The sequence below is a fragment of the Spirosoma harenae genome (genome assembly GCF_054776975.1).
The window spans coordinates 212,655-230,239 of sequence record NZ_BAAHBD010000006.1 but is presented as its reverse complement, the minus strand read 5'-3'; the positions used below and the strand labels follow the sequence as shown (position 1 = coordinate 230,239).

Below are 17,585 nucleotides of genomic sequence, written 5' to 3'. Positions count from 1 at the left end.
CTACCAGCGTTTTTCACCTGACGTTCGTCTATGTCGATATAGGGAAACTGATGAATGATAAACGTCATGAAAACGATTGGTTCTTTTTTGTACGCCTTGCTGTATTGTATAGTAATCGGCTGGTTTAGTGTTGGTTGCAGTCGAGATGCAAATGAGACTGCTCCGCAGACCACCTGTCAGATTCAACAATACAGGGCGAACTCCGTATCTGCTTTTTATACGACTACAAATCAGAGCCGTTATGGATACGATCCGTCGGGAAATTTGATTAGTATGGTCACAACGCTGGACAAACGAGCAACCAGTGGGAGCGATACGCAAACCGGCACAACAACCGTCACGTACACGTACGATACGGATGGGTATGTGACGGCGATGAATTCTCTGGAAAAGCGAACCGCCGTTTTCAATAATAAAACAAAGAACGAGCAGGTTTCCATTACCAGTAGCTATTCGTACACCAATGGCCGACTAGCCAGCGTCAGTACAAAAAATATCGGGGCTTATGGCGTCAATACGGCAACGATAGAAACGTATAACTACGACAGCGCAGGTGATTTAGTGACGAAAACAGCGCGAAGTACGTATACGTATGATCCGGCTGTAGCGACCGAAATTCCAGATAGCCCAACAGGTCCCCTACGAATCTGGACGTATCAGAAAAAGCAATTAATGGATTATGTTGAGAAATCAGGCGCTTCCGAAGTGCGGCCAATTGCTCTTCAGAATGGGTTAATGACGAAGCTAACGATTCCGGGAGGATATGAAGCAACCTACACGTATGACACTGATCGGCATTTAACCAAAACGGATGAATACATCAATAATACCTTAAATCGGACCTTTGCACAGACCTGGAGTAACGCTCAACCATCATCAACGGCTTTACCTGCTTTTAAAGGTTGGCCCATAGTAAACTCGGAATATGGTCAGCCTGGTGTTTTAGTAACAGCCAATGCATTTTATCTAAATACGACTACTGGAAAAATGGAGCCTTATTCAGAGCAAACGGCTAGTAACCAGGTAAATAGTCAGGGGCTGGTGACGAATAATGCTATTACGGTGAAGTACCCGAATCCCGCGTCAGCTTCTCAAAGTTATACCACTACGGAAACGTATACGTATATGAATTGTCAGTAACGCATACTCAACGTTATCTCGATTTGACAGATCGTTCATTAACCGATCTAATTAATGGTTGCCGTCGCGGTAAAGAGGGGGCCATGAAGGCGTTTTACGAACGTTTCTATAGCTATGCCCTATCCGTTTGTCTGGCGTATGCCAGTGACCGGGAAGATGCTCGCGAGATGCTGAATGACGGATTTTTAAAGGTATTCCGGAGCCTGAAAGACCTCAAAAACGAAGCCGTATTGATGCCATGGTTGCGACGAATTATGGTCAATACAGCCATTGATTATTATCGCAAACGCCGAAAGCAATCGATGGATTTTTCGGTGGAGTTGGTTGGGGATACGTTGGAAGAACCCTATCTGAACGACGAAGCCATTTTTGCCCAACTTTCGGCTGAACATATTCTGGCGGTATTGCATGAGTTGCCCGTTCCGTATCGAATGGTTTTCAGTTTGTACGTTCTAGAAGGCTACACCCATCGGGAAATTGCCGAGCAACTAGGAATCGTCGAAAGTACATCGCGGTCTCACCTGACCGAAGCCAATCGTTTACTGCGTAAAGCACTGACCACCCAACTACCTAAAAATCATGAGCGAACAAGAGGATAAGCAGCTACATGACTGGGTACGTCAGTCACTGGACAACTACCGACCGGCTTATAACCCTGCCGATTGGGAGGAAATACAACCTATCTTACGCCGTCGTCGCTGGACGATACGAGGTACTATTTTAGGAGGAATTTTAGCCTTGCTAAGTTTACTTGGATGGTTTCTAACCCGGAATGATGCGCCTGATACTAAGGTAGTTGTAAGGCTCACTACTGACAAATCAGTTCCTGGGACTAATTCAGCGTCTAAGCCTGTTCCGTCAGCAAAAGCTATGGCTGAAAAACGATCAACTCATCCCTTAAAAAATAGTAAGTCTGGAAAAGCAGCATTTCCGATGGTCGGCGAGAAAATGTATACAATTGCTGCGGCACCATCGGCTTATATTAATAGCATAGGCGAAATCAAGCCATTGCAAAATGGTCTTACCAGCTACATTCAGCCACCCAGAATTGTTGAATTCAGTCCCGAGGAAATTGATATTACAAATCAGATACAAACAGATAATTTCGGCACGGATTCTACTTCCTATCGCATATTGGACCGTAACCTACGCAAGTGGCCTGATGCGGTCATTGTCTGCGATTTGACTAGCAGCATGTATCCTTACACAACGCAGATTTTTGCCTGGTTGAAAAAACAGACGCGTAATCCAGCCATAAAGGGTATCGTATTTTTCACCGACTGCGATAGTCTGGGACACCAAACCCGGCCAAATGGCCCCGCTGGGCAAATGTTTATCACCCGCGAACGTAAGGGAATAGATGTGCTGCCGGTTCTGCTGGCGGCTGCCCGAAATACAGTCCAGAATAAAGACGATGCAGAAAATGATATTGAAGCACTTTTAGCGGCTCAAAACAGCTTTCCGGAAGCCCGACATCTGATTCTGGTGGCTGATAATATCAGTACGGTTAAAGATATGCCTTTGCTTAATCAGGTTAGAAAACCGGTTCACGTAGTACTTTGCGGCACTACGGGCAGCGATACAATACGGGCGTTCCAAACGGATTATTATACTATTGCCAGCCAAACGAACGGTAGCCTACATACGTTGGAGGATGATCTCATTCCGACAGCTTTAACTCGCAATACAACACTACGGGTCGGATCACGATACTACCGATATGTGCCTCGTAAACAACGGTTTAAGCCTACTTCATTTGACCATCGGCCCAAACGGATTCTGAACTTTATCTGGCTTTAACACTGTATAAATGGAATAGTACCTTGATGGAAGAACTTATCTTTTTTTATTCATACATACACTGAATCAGTAATCAAACGTTAGACAAATAGTAGTTCTGATTGAAGTAGATAGTAGATATGCCTGTTTTTGCCTCTATTCGTAGTCGTTTACGCATTCCTTTTTTGATTGGTAGTGGTTTGCTTCTTAGCGTTTTTGCCCTTGCTCAGATTAATTTAACGTATCGCCTTCTTCCTGGTTATCTGCTAAATGAGGGTGCGCGCGTCAATAAAGGAAAGACCACCTTATTTGTATTTGAGCAGGCCGAAGCATTCGAAGAGACGTTTAAACCAGCGGCAACCGGTAAGTCTGCTGATGTAGTAAATTTCTCAAAAGAAACCGTGATTGGGGTCGTGCTTCCGCCCACTACCAAGCCACCGAAACTTTCTATTAGTAAAGTATTTGTACAAGATTCTGTACTAACGGTTCGGTATATTCGTCTGGCGGATACCACACTGACTCATAATCCCCTACCGTCTCCAACGCAGCCGTTTCTGCTGTTGAAAGTACTCAAGCAAACTGTTTTGAAAACGAAACTTGTCGAAAACGGCAAAGTTGTTCAGATTGTCAAGAAGAAAGAAGAAGAGTAGAACGGCAGGTTACCATCTGTTTGCAAACCTGCTAGAAAGGATCTCTGGATACTATTTAGTAAGTTGGTGATGAGTGGCTTGTAAGGCTTACTGCAACTGCTCTAGTGTATAGGTATTGATTGAATTCCCTTTTGCATTCACAATTGTCAGCGATTTGAAGAATTGCTTTTTGGCGCTATGGCATAAGCTAATTGACAAAGCATCCAGGTTGTTATCGTCATCCTCAACAGCCACCCATAAGCAGCGGGGTTCTACTTCCTTCACGCCCAGACACCGAATACCAGCATTGCTTAATATATAACGGATTTCACTTTCAGCTGCCAGGACTAATTCCGATTGATTTTCCTTATACAGCGCATCTGTCCTTTCCTGAAACCTTTCCTGTGCTTCCAGCTCAAGTTGTAGATGCTCATTATCGAGCTGCTTCTGATCCGGTTTTACTAGTATCCAGACAATAAATAAAAGACAGACAACGACTAGGGTAATAATTTGCTTCATTGATACACCGGCTCTTGATTGAGTTGATCATCATTCCAAGTATAGGTCTTATGGGTTTGAAGTCCTCAATAGCAAAACCGAACCTGCTTTTTAGTACCCTGATTCGGTCAACGAATAGGTAATCGACATAATAGTAAGCAGATTGACTACTAAATAAAAATCACCCCAGCCATCAGCCGGGGCGTTTCTGTTTCTATCCACACCATTTAGCAACCCATGTTGCCAAATTCGGGCGCAACCTACGAGTTTGTGAGGAAAAAGAAAAGTTGTCGTTCGTCAGTTGTCGACAAAACAACTCTAATTAGCTACGAACTGCTATGAAATAAGCTTTGCATCGCTCTAAAAATTAGTTAGTAGTAACTATTTCAGCAGAATGCTCCAGAAGGGAATTTTAGAAAAGAAACAATCACTAAAATCCATCCGGTATGATCTCTTTTGGCAAAAAGTTTCTTTTAGGAGTAGGATCAGTTTTTCTGCTAGGACAAGGGCAGGCAGATGCCCAGGTTGCCAACCGAACGGTTGTGAAGTTTAATCTGTCAGGGGTAATCATTCAGAGTTATACAGCCCAGGTCGAGCGGGTACTAAATCGGTATAGCTCAATTACTTTATCTGGAAACTACGTGGCAAACGGTACCCCTTTGCCCTTTAAGCAGGCGTTGCTAGACCAATATCAGGATAACGCCGATGCTCGTCGGGCTATCGAAACAACCTTGTTTTCCAAAAAAATTGCAACGCTGGAATATCGGTTCTACCCGGCGGGACATGCGCCAACTGGCTGGTATATTGCCCCTTTCGTGCGTTATGCCAATATGAATATCAGCAACGATTACCAGTATCGTTCTCAGGATGGAGGGCTACATCAGATGCATTTAGAAGCCAATTTTAGTGCCGGTGGAGCCGGAATTTTGTTAGGATACCAGTTTCTGCTGGGTAAACATATAGGGTTGGATTTATGGTTGCTGGGTCCTTTTTATGGAACGAATGTCAACGCTGTTTTTAGTGGGACTGACCCGTATTGGAAAACGCTAACGCCTTATGACATCACCAAGATGAAAAGCGATATTGATAATACTCAATTACCACTCTATACGGTTAGTTCAACGTTTAACTTGCCCCTGGTTACGGCCAATCTTGACGGACCTTATTATGGCGTTCGGGCATTTGGCGTGGCATTCGCCTACAGTTTTTAACGATAATCCGGCTTATTTTTTCGTGTCCTGCACTTTACTACTAAGTGCAGGACTTTTTTTTACGATTGCTACTCTACCCGCCATACGTTCGCGGATTTCAGCAGCCAAGAAAATTTAGTGCCTATCAAAAGTTTTATTTAGACTGAGTCTTATTAATTTTGCGTTCGGTTCAAGAATATCGAGCCGAAAAAGTAAGTCAATTCTCGTCGAATAGATATGAAAAAACTAGTAAGTGCTCTTCTGATAAGCCTTGCGTTCTCCGCTCAGGCGCAGAAAAATGTACTATTGGAACAGTCGTTCTGGCAGAATAAGCCAGATGCGAACCAGGTTAAGGCTGAAGTGGAAAAAGGAGCCAGCCCGTCGCAACTTAATCCATCAGGGTTTGATCCGGTTGTCATGGCAATCAATGCGCAAGCCCCTAACGAGACGATAAAATACCTCCTGGCGCAACCCGGAAACGATCCTAACAAGATAACGCATGATAGCCGCAACTATCTGCACTGGGCCGCCAATCGGGGAAATGTTGAGATTATGGAATACCTGCTTTCGAAAGGCTCTAAAACCAAGACAGAAGATAGTCATGGCCTGACTGTTCTGAATTTTGCCGCAACTGGTGGGCAACCTAATACCCAAATATATGATTTGTGTCTCCGCAATGGCGCTGATCTTAAAAAAGACTTGAATCATGACGGAGCCAATGCATTGTTAATCGCCATTGCTAACGATAAGGACCTCAAGCTGACGGATTATTTTGTGTCGAAAGGGCTGGATTTGAAAAGTACGGATGCTGCTGGTAACAATGCGTTCAGTTATGCGGCCAGAGGGGGAAATATCGACCAGCTGAAAGTATTGCAACAACGTGGAGTGCCTGTTAATCCGAATGCCCTGATTATGGCCAGTCAGGGTAGCCGCCGGGGGCCAAATACCATGGACGTATTCGAATATCTGGAAGGCTTAGGTATCAAACCGACTGCAACGGCAAAAAACGGTGAAAACGTACTTCACGCGCTTGTTCGCCGTCCTAAACAGAATGAAATTATCCAGCATTTTCTGGACAAAGGCGTTGATGTAAATCAGGCCGACGACGAAGGGAATACAGTATTTATGAATGCTGCTGCATCGAATCGGGATATTGCTGTGCTGGATTTGTTGCTGCCAAAAGTGAAAAATATCAATCAGGGTAATCTGAAAGGAGTAACCGCACTGGCGATGTCTGTACAGAGTAACTCACCAGAAGTCGTGAGTTATCTGTTAGGAAAAGGCGCTGATATTACTGCATTGGACAAAAAAGGTGATAACCTCACTGCTTATCTGGTGCAATCGTATCGTAACGGACCACAGGCTGATGATTTTGTCGCAAAAATGAAACTGCTTCAGGATAAAGGATTGGACGTGAAGGCTCCCCAGAAAAATGGTAATACGCTCTATCATTTAGCCGTTGCCAAAAACGACCTGGCACTACTGAAAAAAATTGAGCCCCTCCAGGTTGATGTGAATGCTCGGAACCAGGAAGGGATAACGGCTCTGCATAAAGCCGCCATGATATCGAAAGACGATGCCATGCTAAAATACCTGTTATCAATCGGGGCCAAAAAGGATATTCCGACCGGTTTTAAAGAAACTGCTTTTGATCTGGCCAGCGAAAACGAATCGCTATCAAAAGGCAATGTATCGCTCACTTTTCTGAAATAAATCTATGGCTTGTTTGCATAAAATTGGGGTACTGATACTGGCTCTGGTTGTTACTGGCCCATTTGTTTCAGTAGCTCAACAATCGGGGACAACTCAGTATAAATGTATGATTCAGATGACCAACTACATGGGTGAAAAAGCGTATATCGCCGTTTCGCTTATAAACGGGAAAGGCGCTTACGAGAAAACGCTATATGTGCTGGGTTCCGATAAAAAATGGTATCCGGATGTAAAAGCCTGGTTTAAGGCATTGGGAAAAAAAACACCGAATATTAGTGCTATTTCTGGTGCATCGGTCGCTGGTGGAGATCGGAGCGTTATTGTGCTTGACATCGATAACTCGAAGCTTAATAGCAATTATAAATTGCGGTTCGAAAGTGCTGTGGAGGATAAGGAAGATCACGCCAAAGATCTCGAAATCCCGCTGACAACTGAAGGGCTTTCGGCCAAAAGTGAAGGAACGGGCTACATCCGCTATGTACGCTTCAGTCCTAATACAAGCAACTAAGGTGCGTCAACTGCGTTGTGCCAATCCTGTTGCCTAATTAACAGCGGCTTCATATATGACCATTTCTGTTTGGAGATACAGCCATTTAGCCCTGGCTGTATCTTCTTTTCTTTTACTGACTCTGGCGTCAATAACGGGAGTTATTCTGGCATTTGAACCTGTTTCGCAGAAAATTCAGCCATATCGAGTCGATACATTCAATCAGCTTACACTGGCTCAGACGATTCCGATTCTTAAAAAAAGTGTTTCCGAAATCAGCGAGCTGAGCGTCGATGCCAACCAGTTTGTACAAATCAAGGGGAGCGATGCTGATGGAAAGAGCCTAACGGCGTATGTTGATCCGCAAACGGGCAAAATTCTGGGCAAACCTACCGGGCAAAGCGAGTTTTTTCAGTGGGTTACTGCGCTTCACCGATCACTTTTTCTACATGAAGCGGGCCGATTTTTCATTGGATTAACGGCATTTTTGCTCCTGCTGATTACAATTTCTGGTACGATGCTGATTGTTCAGCGTCAGCGTGGACTAAAGCGATTCTTTACCCGAATCGTGCGGGACAATTTTGCACAGTATTACCATGTCGTACTTGGCCGACTATCCTTGATTCCAATTTTCATCATTGCGCTATCGGGAACGTACCTTTCGCTGGAACGCTTCGGGCTGGTTGGCGTAGAGAAAATTTCGCCTACAATTGATTTTGATGCAATCAAATCAACACCTGAACGAAAGTTGGCCGATTTTGCCGTGTTTAAAAGTATAAAACTTTCGGAAGTTCAGCACATCGAATTCCCGTTTTCAGATGATGTTGAAGATTACTATACCCTAAAGCTCAAAGATAGACATCTGACTGTCAATCAGTTAACGGGCGATATTCTCAGTGAAAATCGCTACCCGACTGCCGTTTTACTGACGAACCTAAGTTTGGATATACATACGGGACGGACGAGCGCCATCTGGGCCATTATTCTGGCAATCGCTTCTGGAAATATCCTCTTTTTTATCTATTCCGGATTTGCTATCACAATTAAACGACGGGCTAACCGGGTCAAAAACAAGTATTCAGCCGAGGAAAGCCGATTTATTATTCTGGTTGGGTCAGAAAATGGTAGTACATTTCGGTATGCCCAATTTGTCCATCAGCAACTCCTGAAACTGGGCGAAAAGGTCTTCCTGACCGAACTCAATAACTACACCGTTTTCCCAAAAGCCGAGCACCTGATTGTATTGACGGCTACGTATGGCCTTGGCGATGCACCAACCAATGCCAGGCGATTTGCGGACTTGATCGGGAAGTCTCCGCAGCCGCAACCTGTTCGTTATTCTGTGCTTGGTTTTGGTTCGCACGCGTATCCTGACTTTTGTAAGTTCGCCTTTGAGGTGAACCAAGTGCTTTCTCATCAATCGTGGGCCGTTCCGCTGGTCGATATTCATACGGTCAATGATCGGTCGCCGGAGGAGTTTAGTTTGTGGGCTGAAGCCTGGTCGCAGCAAACTAATCTGCCTATGCCAGTATCGTCGGATTTGCTCCGGACGTCCACTCCCAAACTTGATACGTTAACCGTAATCAGTAATACGAAAACAGCTCAACCAGACGGGACTTTTTTAATTCGTCTACAAGCTAAGCGGAAAAACAGCATCACATCGGGTGATTTACTGGCTATTTACCCCGCCAACGACCACCGCGAACGGCTCTATTCAATTGGTGTGTTGAATAACGAACTTCAATTAAGTGTACGTCTGCATCCAAATGGATTGGGTTCTGGCTTTTTGCATGAATTGACTCCTGGCGCAACGATTCAGGGACGGATTGTTGACAACGACCATTTTCATTTTCCGAAAAAGGCCCCAGTAGTTGTCATGATCGCCAATGGTACTGGAATTGCTCCGTTTCTAGGCATGATTAGCCAGAATAAGGGCCAGATACCGTGTCATCTGTACTGTGGTTTTCGCCAAAGCACCTCGTTCGACGTCTACCACGATTTTCTGAAAGCGAATCAAGCTGCTCAACAACTTACAAACCTGCACGTAGCCTATTCGCGCGAAGGCGACCGAACGTACGTCAGCGATCTACTCACTCGTGACGCCGATTTTCTAGCCAACACGTTGATGATGAAAGGGGTATTGATGATCTGTGGTTCGTTGGCTATGCAAAAGGATGTTCTTGCCCTATTAGAATCCATCTGCCAGAAAAAACTAGGTCAACCTGTCAGTGTTTACCAGTCGCACGGCCAGATATTGATGGATTGCTATTAAATGAGCGATGATTTGCGGGAGAGCGACATATTCTGGATTTTGCCACGCTGGAAGAAATGGAGGAAGTGCTTACCCCTCTCAATTTTACCGGGCTAATCGACAGCACATCGTAACTATTGAGGCCATTTGTCGAGTCTGTTTACACGAAAATCAGATCTAGAACAGTCAGGTTTCTCAACTGCGGGCAATCCTATCGGCTTCTGCAGCGGTCTCGAGCGATAGCAAGCCGTTTTGTTCAGTAATAATCCGATGTGTACCCGGAAAATGAATGGCCTGAACCTGATCATGAAACATGAGTCGAAGTATCTCGCTGTAAATGTGTTGTTTCTCGTTGCCAAAGCCAAACCGAAGTTCGATTTGCTGATACGCATCGAATTGTTTGTGTCGACCATAGAGCGGACGATCTTTGCCACCAATATTGGCTGTAACATTCAACTGGGCTCCCGGAAATAAATCCATTAGGGAACGCGTCGTTTCCTCATCGGCAACACAGCGCAGTATCATGCGAGTTGGAATCCACTCGAAAAGTGTTACATCGCCACGCTCAAACACAAGCCGCATTTCTTGGCGATCCATGCGTCCGGTTTGGGTAAAGCCATGGTAAAAATTGACGAGTTTACGTCCTGTACGATCATCTCCGTACTCAACCGTTGCCTGAACCTGATCTTCAATATCAGCGCTATCAGGTCGTTTCACTACCTGAGCCGCTTTTACGGTCCCATCGCCCAGCCACCCGGCAAACATGTCGAAGAAATGCACCCCGTGTTCAATGAAAATGCCACCGCTTTTGCTGCGGTCCCAGAACCAGTGTTGCGGGTTAAGTCCTTCGTCGCCTGCGTAGTTTTCAAAGTAACCATGCAGAAATTCACCCAGTAACTTTTTGTCAATCAACTGTTTGATTCGGGCAAACATCGGATTGTACCGCTGCATTAGATTGGTAACCATCAGCAAGCCTTTTTGCCGGGCCGTCTCAATCAATTCACGACCATGCTCAGGGTTAATAGCCAGTGGTTTTTCGCAGATAACATGTTTTCCGGCCTTGAGCGCCAGCATGGCCTGTTGATAATGCAAAAATGGGGGCGTTGCAATATAAATAAGGTCAATATCGGGTTGGTTGACTAACTCATCGAGACTTTCCAGGTGCTTAACCCCAAAACGTTTGTCGGCAGTGATCACTTCTTCGTGTTTCGAGCCAGCGATAGCGATTAGTTTAATAGTCGGAATCTGCAAGAACTGTTGGGCGGCAAATAAGCCGAAGCCGCCCAAACCGATGATACCAAGACCAATCGATTGGTCTGTTGATGTTGTTGTTTCCATGCGTTTTTATGGTTGTATTCCCAAAAACAACTGCCTCGAAGGCCTTTACGTTAGGACAATGAGGTGGATTTTAGCGATTGGGAGACGTTTTATGAGTAAACGTCCCTTAAAGGGTTTGCCTGACCGGCTAATTGAGCGGTATGTAGTGTATTCATGATCCTAAACACAAGTGTTACACAAACGATGTTCGCACTTAAGGACTCAGGCTCATTGCCAGCATACAGCTACTAGATCGCTCAAGCTAAAAAGCTAACACGGAAATCGGGATGATGTTCAGGAATCTACTTGAAAACGAAGCAATCACTATAATTAGAAAAAAGCCTTCAGCAACCTGTCGCAGTTTTTAGGTGCGTTAGCTGAGAATTCGTGTACGAGAGGTAATCGTCAGGAATGTAGACATCAGCACTGCATTCATCAATTAAATGAAGCTCTAAACGACAATGGAGACTGATTCGTCTTCGCTTTAAAAAACTTGCTGAATGACTGGGGATGCTCGAAGCCCAATTGATACGCTATTTGCCCTACCGTAAAGTTGCTGATAGCTAGTATTTCCTTTGCTTTTTCAACAAGCCTAAGCTGAATGTGTTGTTGGGCATTATACCCCGTTAACGAGCGTAGCATGTCACTCAGGTAATTGGGCGATAAATGCATGGCGGCTGCCACTTGCTGCACCGTAAGCAAGCCCTTTTCTTCCGGTTGATCAGAATTGAAGTAGGCATCGACAATGGCTTGAAATTTTATCAGCAAATCGCTGCTACTATTCGTTCGGCTAATGAATTGCCGTTCGTAAAAACGATTGGAATAGTGGAGCAAAAGGTCAAGCTGCGACAGAATAATGTCCTGGGTGTGTCGGTCAATATACTGGCATTCCTGGTCTATTTTCTTGAAAAAAGCAAGAATATCCTCTTCTTCTCGGGGTGATAAATGAAGAGCTTCGTTGACGGCATACGAAAAGAAACCATATTGGGTAATGGTTGTTGCCAACGGATGTTTAAGCAGTAAATCTGGGTGAAATAGCAACAGCATACCCGTGCCGCATTCCAGGGTCTGCACGTCCAACGATTGCACTTGCCGGGGTGCCGTAAAACTCATAACGCCTTTATCGTAGTCGTAGGTTTGTTGCCCGTATTTGATTTTGCCCTTCACATCCCGCTTCAGGGCAATACAATAAAACTGGTGAATAAACTGGGCCCAAGGGCCATTGGTGTCGAATTTACACAGTTCGGACTGGGTAACACTCACCAGCGGATGCTGTGGCTCCGGCAGCGATAGTAATCGATGAAACTCAGTAATCGTTTGGATGTTCTTCATAACAACTAGGTAACAAGAATTGGCTTAATTTCTTCTCCCATGCAGGCTAGTTACCAGCATGGGAGAAAACAAGTTAATCAATCAAGCTCATACCAAATTCATCATACGCATTTCCGGTATCGATACCCAAAGGAACAATATTTTCAAGCTTTTCCATATCTGAGTCGGTCAACTCAACGGAAGCAGCCCCCAAATTCTGCTCCAGATAGTTTCGGCGTTTTGTTCCTGGTATTGGCAACGCTCCTTTTTTTAGGGTCCAGGCGAGTGCAATCTGAGAAGGGGTGATGTCTTTCTGGATCGCCAAGGCTTCGATCGCCCTAAGTAGCTCGATGTTTTTAGGGAAGTAGGCTGGTTGAAAACGAGGCATGTGGCGACGAAAATCATTTACTGGCAAATCATCGATGGTTCGTATCTGGCCCGACAAAAATCCTCTGCCTAAGGGTGAGTAAGCCACAAAACCAACCCCCATCTCCTGTACTTCGTTAATAATACCACGAGCTTCTACCGTTCGTTCAAACAACGAATATTCGGATTGCAACGCTGTAATAGGGTGTATAGCATTGGCCTTGCGGACGGTTTCTGCCGACATTTCTGACAAACCCAGATAACGTACTTTCCCTTCGTGTACTAAGTCGGCCATGGCACCTACTGTTTCTTCAATGGGTGTAGTTTTATCAAGGCGGTGCAGGTAGTACAAATCGATATAATCGGTTTTTAGGTTTTTAAGTGAACGTTCGACGGCTTTTCGCACATAGTCAGGCCTGCCGTTAATTGTCCAGGTAAGCTTGCCTGAATCATCAATCTCCCAGCCAAATTTTGTAGCCAGGATATACTTGTTGCGGCTGTTGCCAACCGCTTTGGCAATCAGTTTTTCGTTGTCAAAGGGGCCATATAAATCGGCTGTATCCAGCCAATTACCGCCCAGTTCAACCGACCGGTGAATCGTAGCGATGGCTTCCGCTTCATCAGCTTTTCCATACATATCATTACCGGCAAAACCCGTCATGCCCATACAGCCTAATCCTATTGGTGGTCCTTGAAATCCCTGTGTGCCTAACGTTACTTTTTTCATCTGTTCTATACTTGAAGTTTTATGAAGCAAAGTTCATCTTGCCTGTACAGAACGGTGTGTTCAAATTCCTGATGGTTGTAGTTAAATCCCTGATGCAGTTTGAAAGACCTGCTACTTTTCGAAACCAGGATCTTATGAGAATAATAAATGGGTTTACAAATTTGCCTTAATTAGGATTGAATGTCTATGCCGCCAATGAGCTATATACACCCCCGATACCCATGCGGAGGCTTTTTATAACCCCAAAAACCAATTCGACTATTTGATGACCTGCATCGATTTCGGAGGTGATTGCCACAGCACATTGACAATCATCCAGCGGTCATTTTCCTTGATCAGGTGCAGGTAATCGATCCCCCAAACCGCCGTTACTTTAGCCATCGCCGTTTTGTCGGCTACCTCAAACACATCAACCTGCCGGGGTGAATCGGCGTTGGCGCGTTTGCCCTCTTTATTCCATACGTTCGCCAGTCGGATTAAGGCCGGAAAAGGCATTTCCAACTGTTTCGAATAACTACCCGTTTTTTGATCATATGCAAAGCCCCGTTTCTGAAGCGTTGGGTGTATGCTCTGATAAGCCAACGTCGTATCGGCTTTGTAGAACGTATCGATGTAATTGAAACAAGCCTGTCGAACGCCCGCGACATCATCAGCGGGCGTTTGAGCAAAAGCACTGGTTAGAGCGACGCAAATCAGCAAGGACGCAAAACTGTTTTTCATGGTTTTGATAAAAAGGTGAGGGTTACTCGGTACGTAAACTCTTTACGGGGTTGACAAGCGCCGATTTGAGACTTTGAAACGAGACCGTAATAAAAGCCAGCAGCAACGCCAGTGCACCAGCCCCCACGAACACCCACCACGGAATGTCAATACGATACTCGAAAAGCTGAAGCCACCGACGCATGGCGTACCAGGCAATAGGAGAGGCAATTAAAATGGCGATGAAAACCAGTTTGAGGAAATCTTTGGTGAGCAACAGTACAATGCTGGTCACCGACGCGCCGAGCACTTTGCGCACGCCAATTTCTTTTCGGCGTTGCTGAGCGGCAAACGTAGCCAGCCCAAACAGGCCCAGACACGAGATCAAAATGGAGATGATCGTGAACGTGCGCACAATCCGCGAAGTACGGGCTTCTGCCTGGTAGTTTTTCTGAAAATCTTCGTTCAGGAAAGTATATTCAAACGGCTCATCAGGACGTAACGTTTTCCATTTCTGTTCTAGAAATCCGAGAATATTCGTCATGTCGGCGGTGTTGACGTGAACGATGATGTAGTTGAAACTAGGGCGTCTACTCAGCATGAACGCATAGGGCGTAATGGGTTGGTGCAGGTCTTCATAGTGAAAATCGTTCACGACGCCTACAATTTCAAAGGGAGTTGTTTGGCCCTGCCAGTCGAAGTCAAGCCGCTGTCCAATGGCTTTGGCTTCGGGTATCTGGAATTTACGTAGCGTTGCTTCGTTGACGATGAGCCGGTTAGCGGTATCGCCTGGAAACTGGCGCGAAAACAAACGCCCCTGCTTTAGCCGGAAATTCATCGTTTGCAGAAAGTCAAAATCGACGCGATTGGTGCGGATATCCTGGCCCTGGGTAACGCTTTGGTCGGGGCGGTGAAATACCATATCGCTCTGGTTGGCAATTCCTGGGTAGAACTGCGTCCCGGCGGCTGATACTACCTGATTATTTTGCAAAATTTCGCTTCGTAAAGCGGTGTAGGCCGCGCGCGACTCACTACTCCGGAATGGAATGGCAATCTGCTGATCCTGGGTAAAGCCCAGCGGTTTGTCGCGCAGGTAGAGCATCTGTTTCTGAATAACAAACGAGGCCAGTACCAGACCAACCGATACCATAAACTGAAACACGACCAACCCCCGACGTAGCGCCACTGCCGACAGCGAATTTGTAAACTTGCCTTTCAGTACCTTCGCCGGATCAAATAATGACAGATAAAAAGCCGGATAGCTGCCCGCTACTAATCCTGTGAGCAAGGCCATTCCCAGCAAAGCGGATAGAATTTTCGGCTCAAGTAATTCACTTATCAACAGGGTCTTACCTGTAAGTTGATTAAACATCGGCAGGAAAAGAACACCCAGTGCCAACGCAATCAGGAACGCCATGAGCGTAAGTATAATCGATTCGCCCAGAAACTGCCACACGAGTGCGCCCTGTTGAGCGCCCATCACTTTCCGAACGCCCACTTCGGCAGCCCGTTTGGCCGAACGCGCCGTTGCCAAGTTCATGAAATTAATGCAGGCAATCAGCAACGTAAACAGGGCAATCGATCCTAAAATGTAGAGGTACGTAACACTATTGGTTGGCGTAACCACCGACTGAAAATTAGGGTATAGGTGCAGATCTGGAACAGGTACGAGAAATAGCTGCCGGTCGAAACCCACGGATTTAAGGTCGGTGCGGGCGTATTTTTCGATAAAGGCGGGCAGCTTTGCGGTCAATGTTTGAGGGTCGGTATTGGGCTGTAGCCGCAGATAGGTCAGAAACATGTTGTTATTGGCAAAATCCAGATGCCCTTCCCGCAGATAGTTTCCCATCTCGCCCGCAGCAAGGGGAATAAAGAAACGAGCGTCGATATGCGAATTGGCCCCGGTATTTTGATACACCCCCGTCACTTTAAATTCGTCGCCCATACCCGCTTCGCCCCCAATCCGAACCAGTCGGCCCAACGCCGACGTAGTGCCGAACAACTTGGTGGCCACTGCATCCGACAATACCACCGAATGCGGGTCAAACAGGGCGGTTCGAGGATCGCCTTCGGTGAAACTATAGGTAAACAAATTGAAAAAGGTTGAATCGACCTGATACCCTTTCGTTTCGTAAAACGACTGCAACGGTTTTCCCGGCTCGCGCACCTGGAGCAACGACTTTTCATCGGCGATGTATAACCGGGTCATCTGCGCGATCTCGGGGTACTCCGCTTTAAGCGCAGGCCCATAGGGGGCTGATGCCATCGGAAACTCCTGTCCCGTATTCTGGCCAATTGTCGCCCGTGACCCTACCAAATACAAACTCCCGGCATGTTGATGGTACGTATCGAACGATAATTCACTACGGATGTACAGCGTCAAAAGCATGCAGCAGGTCATGCCCAGCGCGAGCCCAAATACGTTGATAGAGGAGAATGATTTGCTTTTAATAATGTTGCGCCAGGCAACTTTGACATAATTGAGTAACATTGTCGAGCTGAGAGAATTGGGTTGGGAATAATCGTTAGTCTGTTGGGTACTAAACAAAGCGAAAGGGCGGATTAACCGCAGTACTGCCCATGCATACCGCCAGTGGGCGCTCCGCACACCAACGGTTTTCACCCAGTACGCGTACATTTCGAGCATGTCGCCCTGCAACTCATCTTCCAGGCCAGGCGGACTGAATTGGGTTAGCAACCAGTTGGCCCAGCGGGGCGGCCGCTGCTCAGGTGGCCTTGAGTACTGTTTTTCATGATCAGTTAAGCGCCCCATAGCTGTAAAACGGGGATAGGAATTTGCTCCCACAGTTGGCTTCGTACCTGCCGACACTCGATCAGAGCCCGCTGACCAGCCACCGTGACGGTAAAGAGCCGTTTTTGCCGACCTCCCCGTTCAGCGGTGGCACCCCCCATTTGGGAGGAAACAAATCCTTTCTCCTGAAGCCGTTGCAGAGTGGTATGGACCGTAGGAAAGCTGATGCTACGGGCCATCTGCTGGTCAATGGTTTGGGTAATCAGGGCGCAATAAGCCTGCTCTTGCAGAGCGGCCACTGTCAGTAGAACAACCTCCTCTAGTTCCCCTAAAAAGGCTCTTTTCATAGCGAAAAAGGATTGGAATAGCCGTTATAATCTATCATCCGTCGGCTTTGGATTATTAATATAGACTTTGTCGTACAAATACTTAGCCAAACTCTTTATATGGGCTTGTACTCATTTCCAGAGCTGTTTCATGAAATCGATAGCCACTATTTTGTCCAGAAATGGACAACTAATGTACTGTACCGGACAGTGGTTGTCCATTCCTCTCAGTGCTGAACGGAACTGTTGCTGGACGTGCAAGCGATTTCATCCAGAAAACCTTCGTTTTCCAAAATCGCTCCTTTTCAATGGACACCTGATTACCTTCTATTACAGGTTTTATAATTTCAGCAAATGCTTCCGGGGGAGGTGAGCGCATTGGCTTAGACGGGCAAGCTAG

The 17,585-nt window shown here is 46.0% G+C and carries 15 protein-coding genes; 8 read left to right on the top strand and 7 right to left on the bottom strand.

The features are described from left to right. Positions 1 to 66 precede the first annotated feature (66 nt). From ACYVE4_RS04695 to ACYVE4_RS04680, 4 genes are all read left to right on the top strand, one after another. Positions 67 to 1,140: a hypothetical protein gene (locus ACYVE4_RS04695; protein WP_460995765.1), complete on the top strand. Its 1,074-nt coding sequence runs from the start codon at positions 67 to 69 to the stop codon at positions 1,138 to 1,140. 23 nt (positions 1,141 to 1,163) lie between these two features. Continuing rightward, on the top strand, positions 1,164 to 1,739 hold the full coding sequence (locus ACYVE4_RS04690; RefSeq protein WP_460995764.1) for an RNA polymerase sigma factor: 576 nt from the start codon (positions 1,164 to 1,166) through the stop codon (positions 1,737 to 1,739). Further along, the gene (locus ACYVE4_RS04685) at positions 1,720 to 2,940 is read left to right on the top strand and encodes a hypothetical protein (RefSeq protein WP_460995763.1); all 1,221 of its coding nucleotides are present in this window, start codon (positions 1,720 to 1,722) and stop codon (positions 2,938 to 2,940) included. The genes ACYVE4_RS04690 and ACYVE4_RS04685 overlap by 20 nt, the downstream gene beginning before the upstream one ends. A 119-nt stretch (positions 2,941 to 3,059) precedes the next feature. After that, the gene (locus ACYVE4_RS04680) at positions 3,060 to 3,569 is read left to right on the top strand and encodes a hypothetical protein (RefSeq protein ID WP_460995762.1); all 510 of its coding nucleotides are present in this window, start codon (positions 3,060 to 3,062) and stop codon (positions 3,567 to 3,569) included. An 87-nt stretch (positions 3,570 to 3,656) separates the two neighbouring features. Here the strand turns inward: ACYVE4_RS04680 and ACYVE4_RS04675 are convergent, their stop codons facing one another. Then, positions 3,657 to 4,067, bottom strand: coding sequence for a hypothetical protein (locus ACYVE4_RS04675; protein WP_460995761.1), 411 nt, complete (start codon positions 4,065 to 4,067; stop codon positions 3,657 to 3,659). 425 nt (positions 4,068 to 4,492) lie between these two features. Here ACYVE4_RS04675 and ACYVE4_RS04670 point away from each other — a divergent pair, with 425 nt between their 5' ends. From ACYVE4_RS04670 to ACYVE4_RS04655, 4 genes are all read left to right on the top strand, one after another. Next, positions 4,493 to 5,257 (top strand): DUF3575 domain-containing protein, encoded by a 765-nt coding sequence (locus ACYVE4_RS04670; RefSeq protein WP_460995760.1) that lies wholly within the window; start codon positions 4,493 to 4,495, stop codon positions 5,255 to 5,257. A gap of 216 nt (positions 5,258 to 5,473) precedes the next feature. Next, on the top strand, positions 5,474 to 6,949 hold the full coding sequence (locus ACYVE4_RS04665; RefSeq protein WP_460995759.1) for an ankyrin repeat domain-containing protein: 1,476 nt from the start codon (positions 5,474 to 5,476) through the stop codon (positions 6,947 to 6,949). A 4-nt stretch (positions 6,950 to 6,953) separates the two neighbouring features. Further along, positions 6,954 to 7,457 carry a DUF2271 domain-containing protein gene (locus tag ACYVE4_RS04660; protein WP_460995758.1) on the top strand — a complete coding sequence of 168 codons (504 nt, stop codon included), beginning with the start codon at positions 6,954 to 6,956 and terminating at the stop codon, positions 7,455 to 7,457. 55 nt (positions 7,458 to 7,512) lie between these two features. Further along, positions 7,513 to 9,708, top strand: coding sequence for a PepSY domain-containing protein (locus ACYVE4_RS04655; RefSeq protein ID WP_460995756.1), 2,196 nt, complete (start codon positions 7,513 to 7,515; stop codon positions 9,706 to 9,708). Between the two features lie 174 nt (positions 9,709 to 9,882). On the opposite strand, the gene ACYVE4_RS04650 is transcribed toward ACYVE4_RS04655, so the two are convergent. The 6 genes from ACYVE4_RS04650 to ACYVE4_RS04625 all read right to left on the bottom strand — a co-directional run bounded on the left by ACYVE4_RS04650 (position 9,883) and on the right by ACYVE4_RS04625 (position 17,206). Further along, positions 9,883 to 11,025 carry a Gfo/Idh/MocA family protein gene (locus ACYVE4_RS04650; protein WP_460995755.1) on the bottom strand — a complete coding sequence of 381 codons (1,143 nt, stop codon included), beginning with the start codon at positions 11,023 to 11,025 and terminating at the stop codon, positions 9,883 to 9,885. Between the two features lie 414 nt (positions 11,026 to 11,439). Then, positions 11,440 to 12,336, bottom strand: a complete 897-nt coding sequence (locus ACYVE4_RS04645; protein WP_460995754.1) for a helix-turn-helix domain-containing protein — start codon at positions 12,334 to 12,336, stop codon at positions 11,440 to 11,442. Between the two features lie 73 nt (positions 12,337 to 12,409). Then, on the bottom strand, positions 12,410 to 13,408 hold the full coding sequence (locus tag ACYVE4_RS04640; RefSeq protein ID WP_460995752.1) for an aldo/keto reductase: 999 nt from the start codon (positions 13,406 to 13,408) through the stop codon (positions 12,410 to 12,412). A gap of 258 nt (positions 13,409 to 13,666) precedes the next feature. Then, positions 13,667 to 14,128, bottom strand: a complete 462-nt coding sequence (locus ACYVE4_RS04635) for a nuclear transport factor 2 family protein (RefSeq protein ID WP_460995751.1) — start codon at positions 14,126 to 14,128, stop codon at positions 13,667 to 13,669. 22 nt (positions 14,129 to 14,150) lie between these two features. Then, positions 14,151 to 16,880 (bottom strand): ABC transporter permease, encoded by a 2,730-nt coding sequence (locus ACYVE4_RS04630; RefSeq protein WP_460995750.1) that lies wholly within the window; start codon positions 16,878 to 16,880, stop codon positions 14,151 to 14,153. Further along, complete coding sequence (locus tag ACYVE4_RS04625) at positions 16,868 to 17,206, bottom strand: PadR family transcriptional regulator (RefSeq protein ID WP_460995749.1); 339 nt, start codon at positions 17,204 to 17,206, stop codon at positions 16,868 to 16,870. The genes ACYVE4_RS04630 and ACYVE4_RS04625 overlap by 13 nt, the downstream gene beginning before the upstream one ends. Between the last annotated feature and the right edge of the window lie 379 nt (positions 17,207 to 17,585).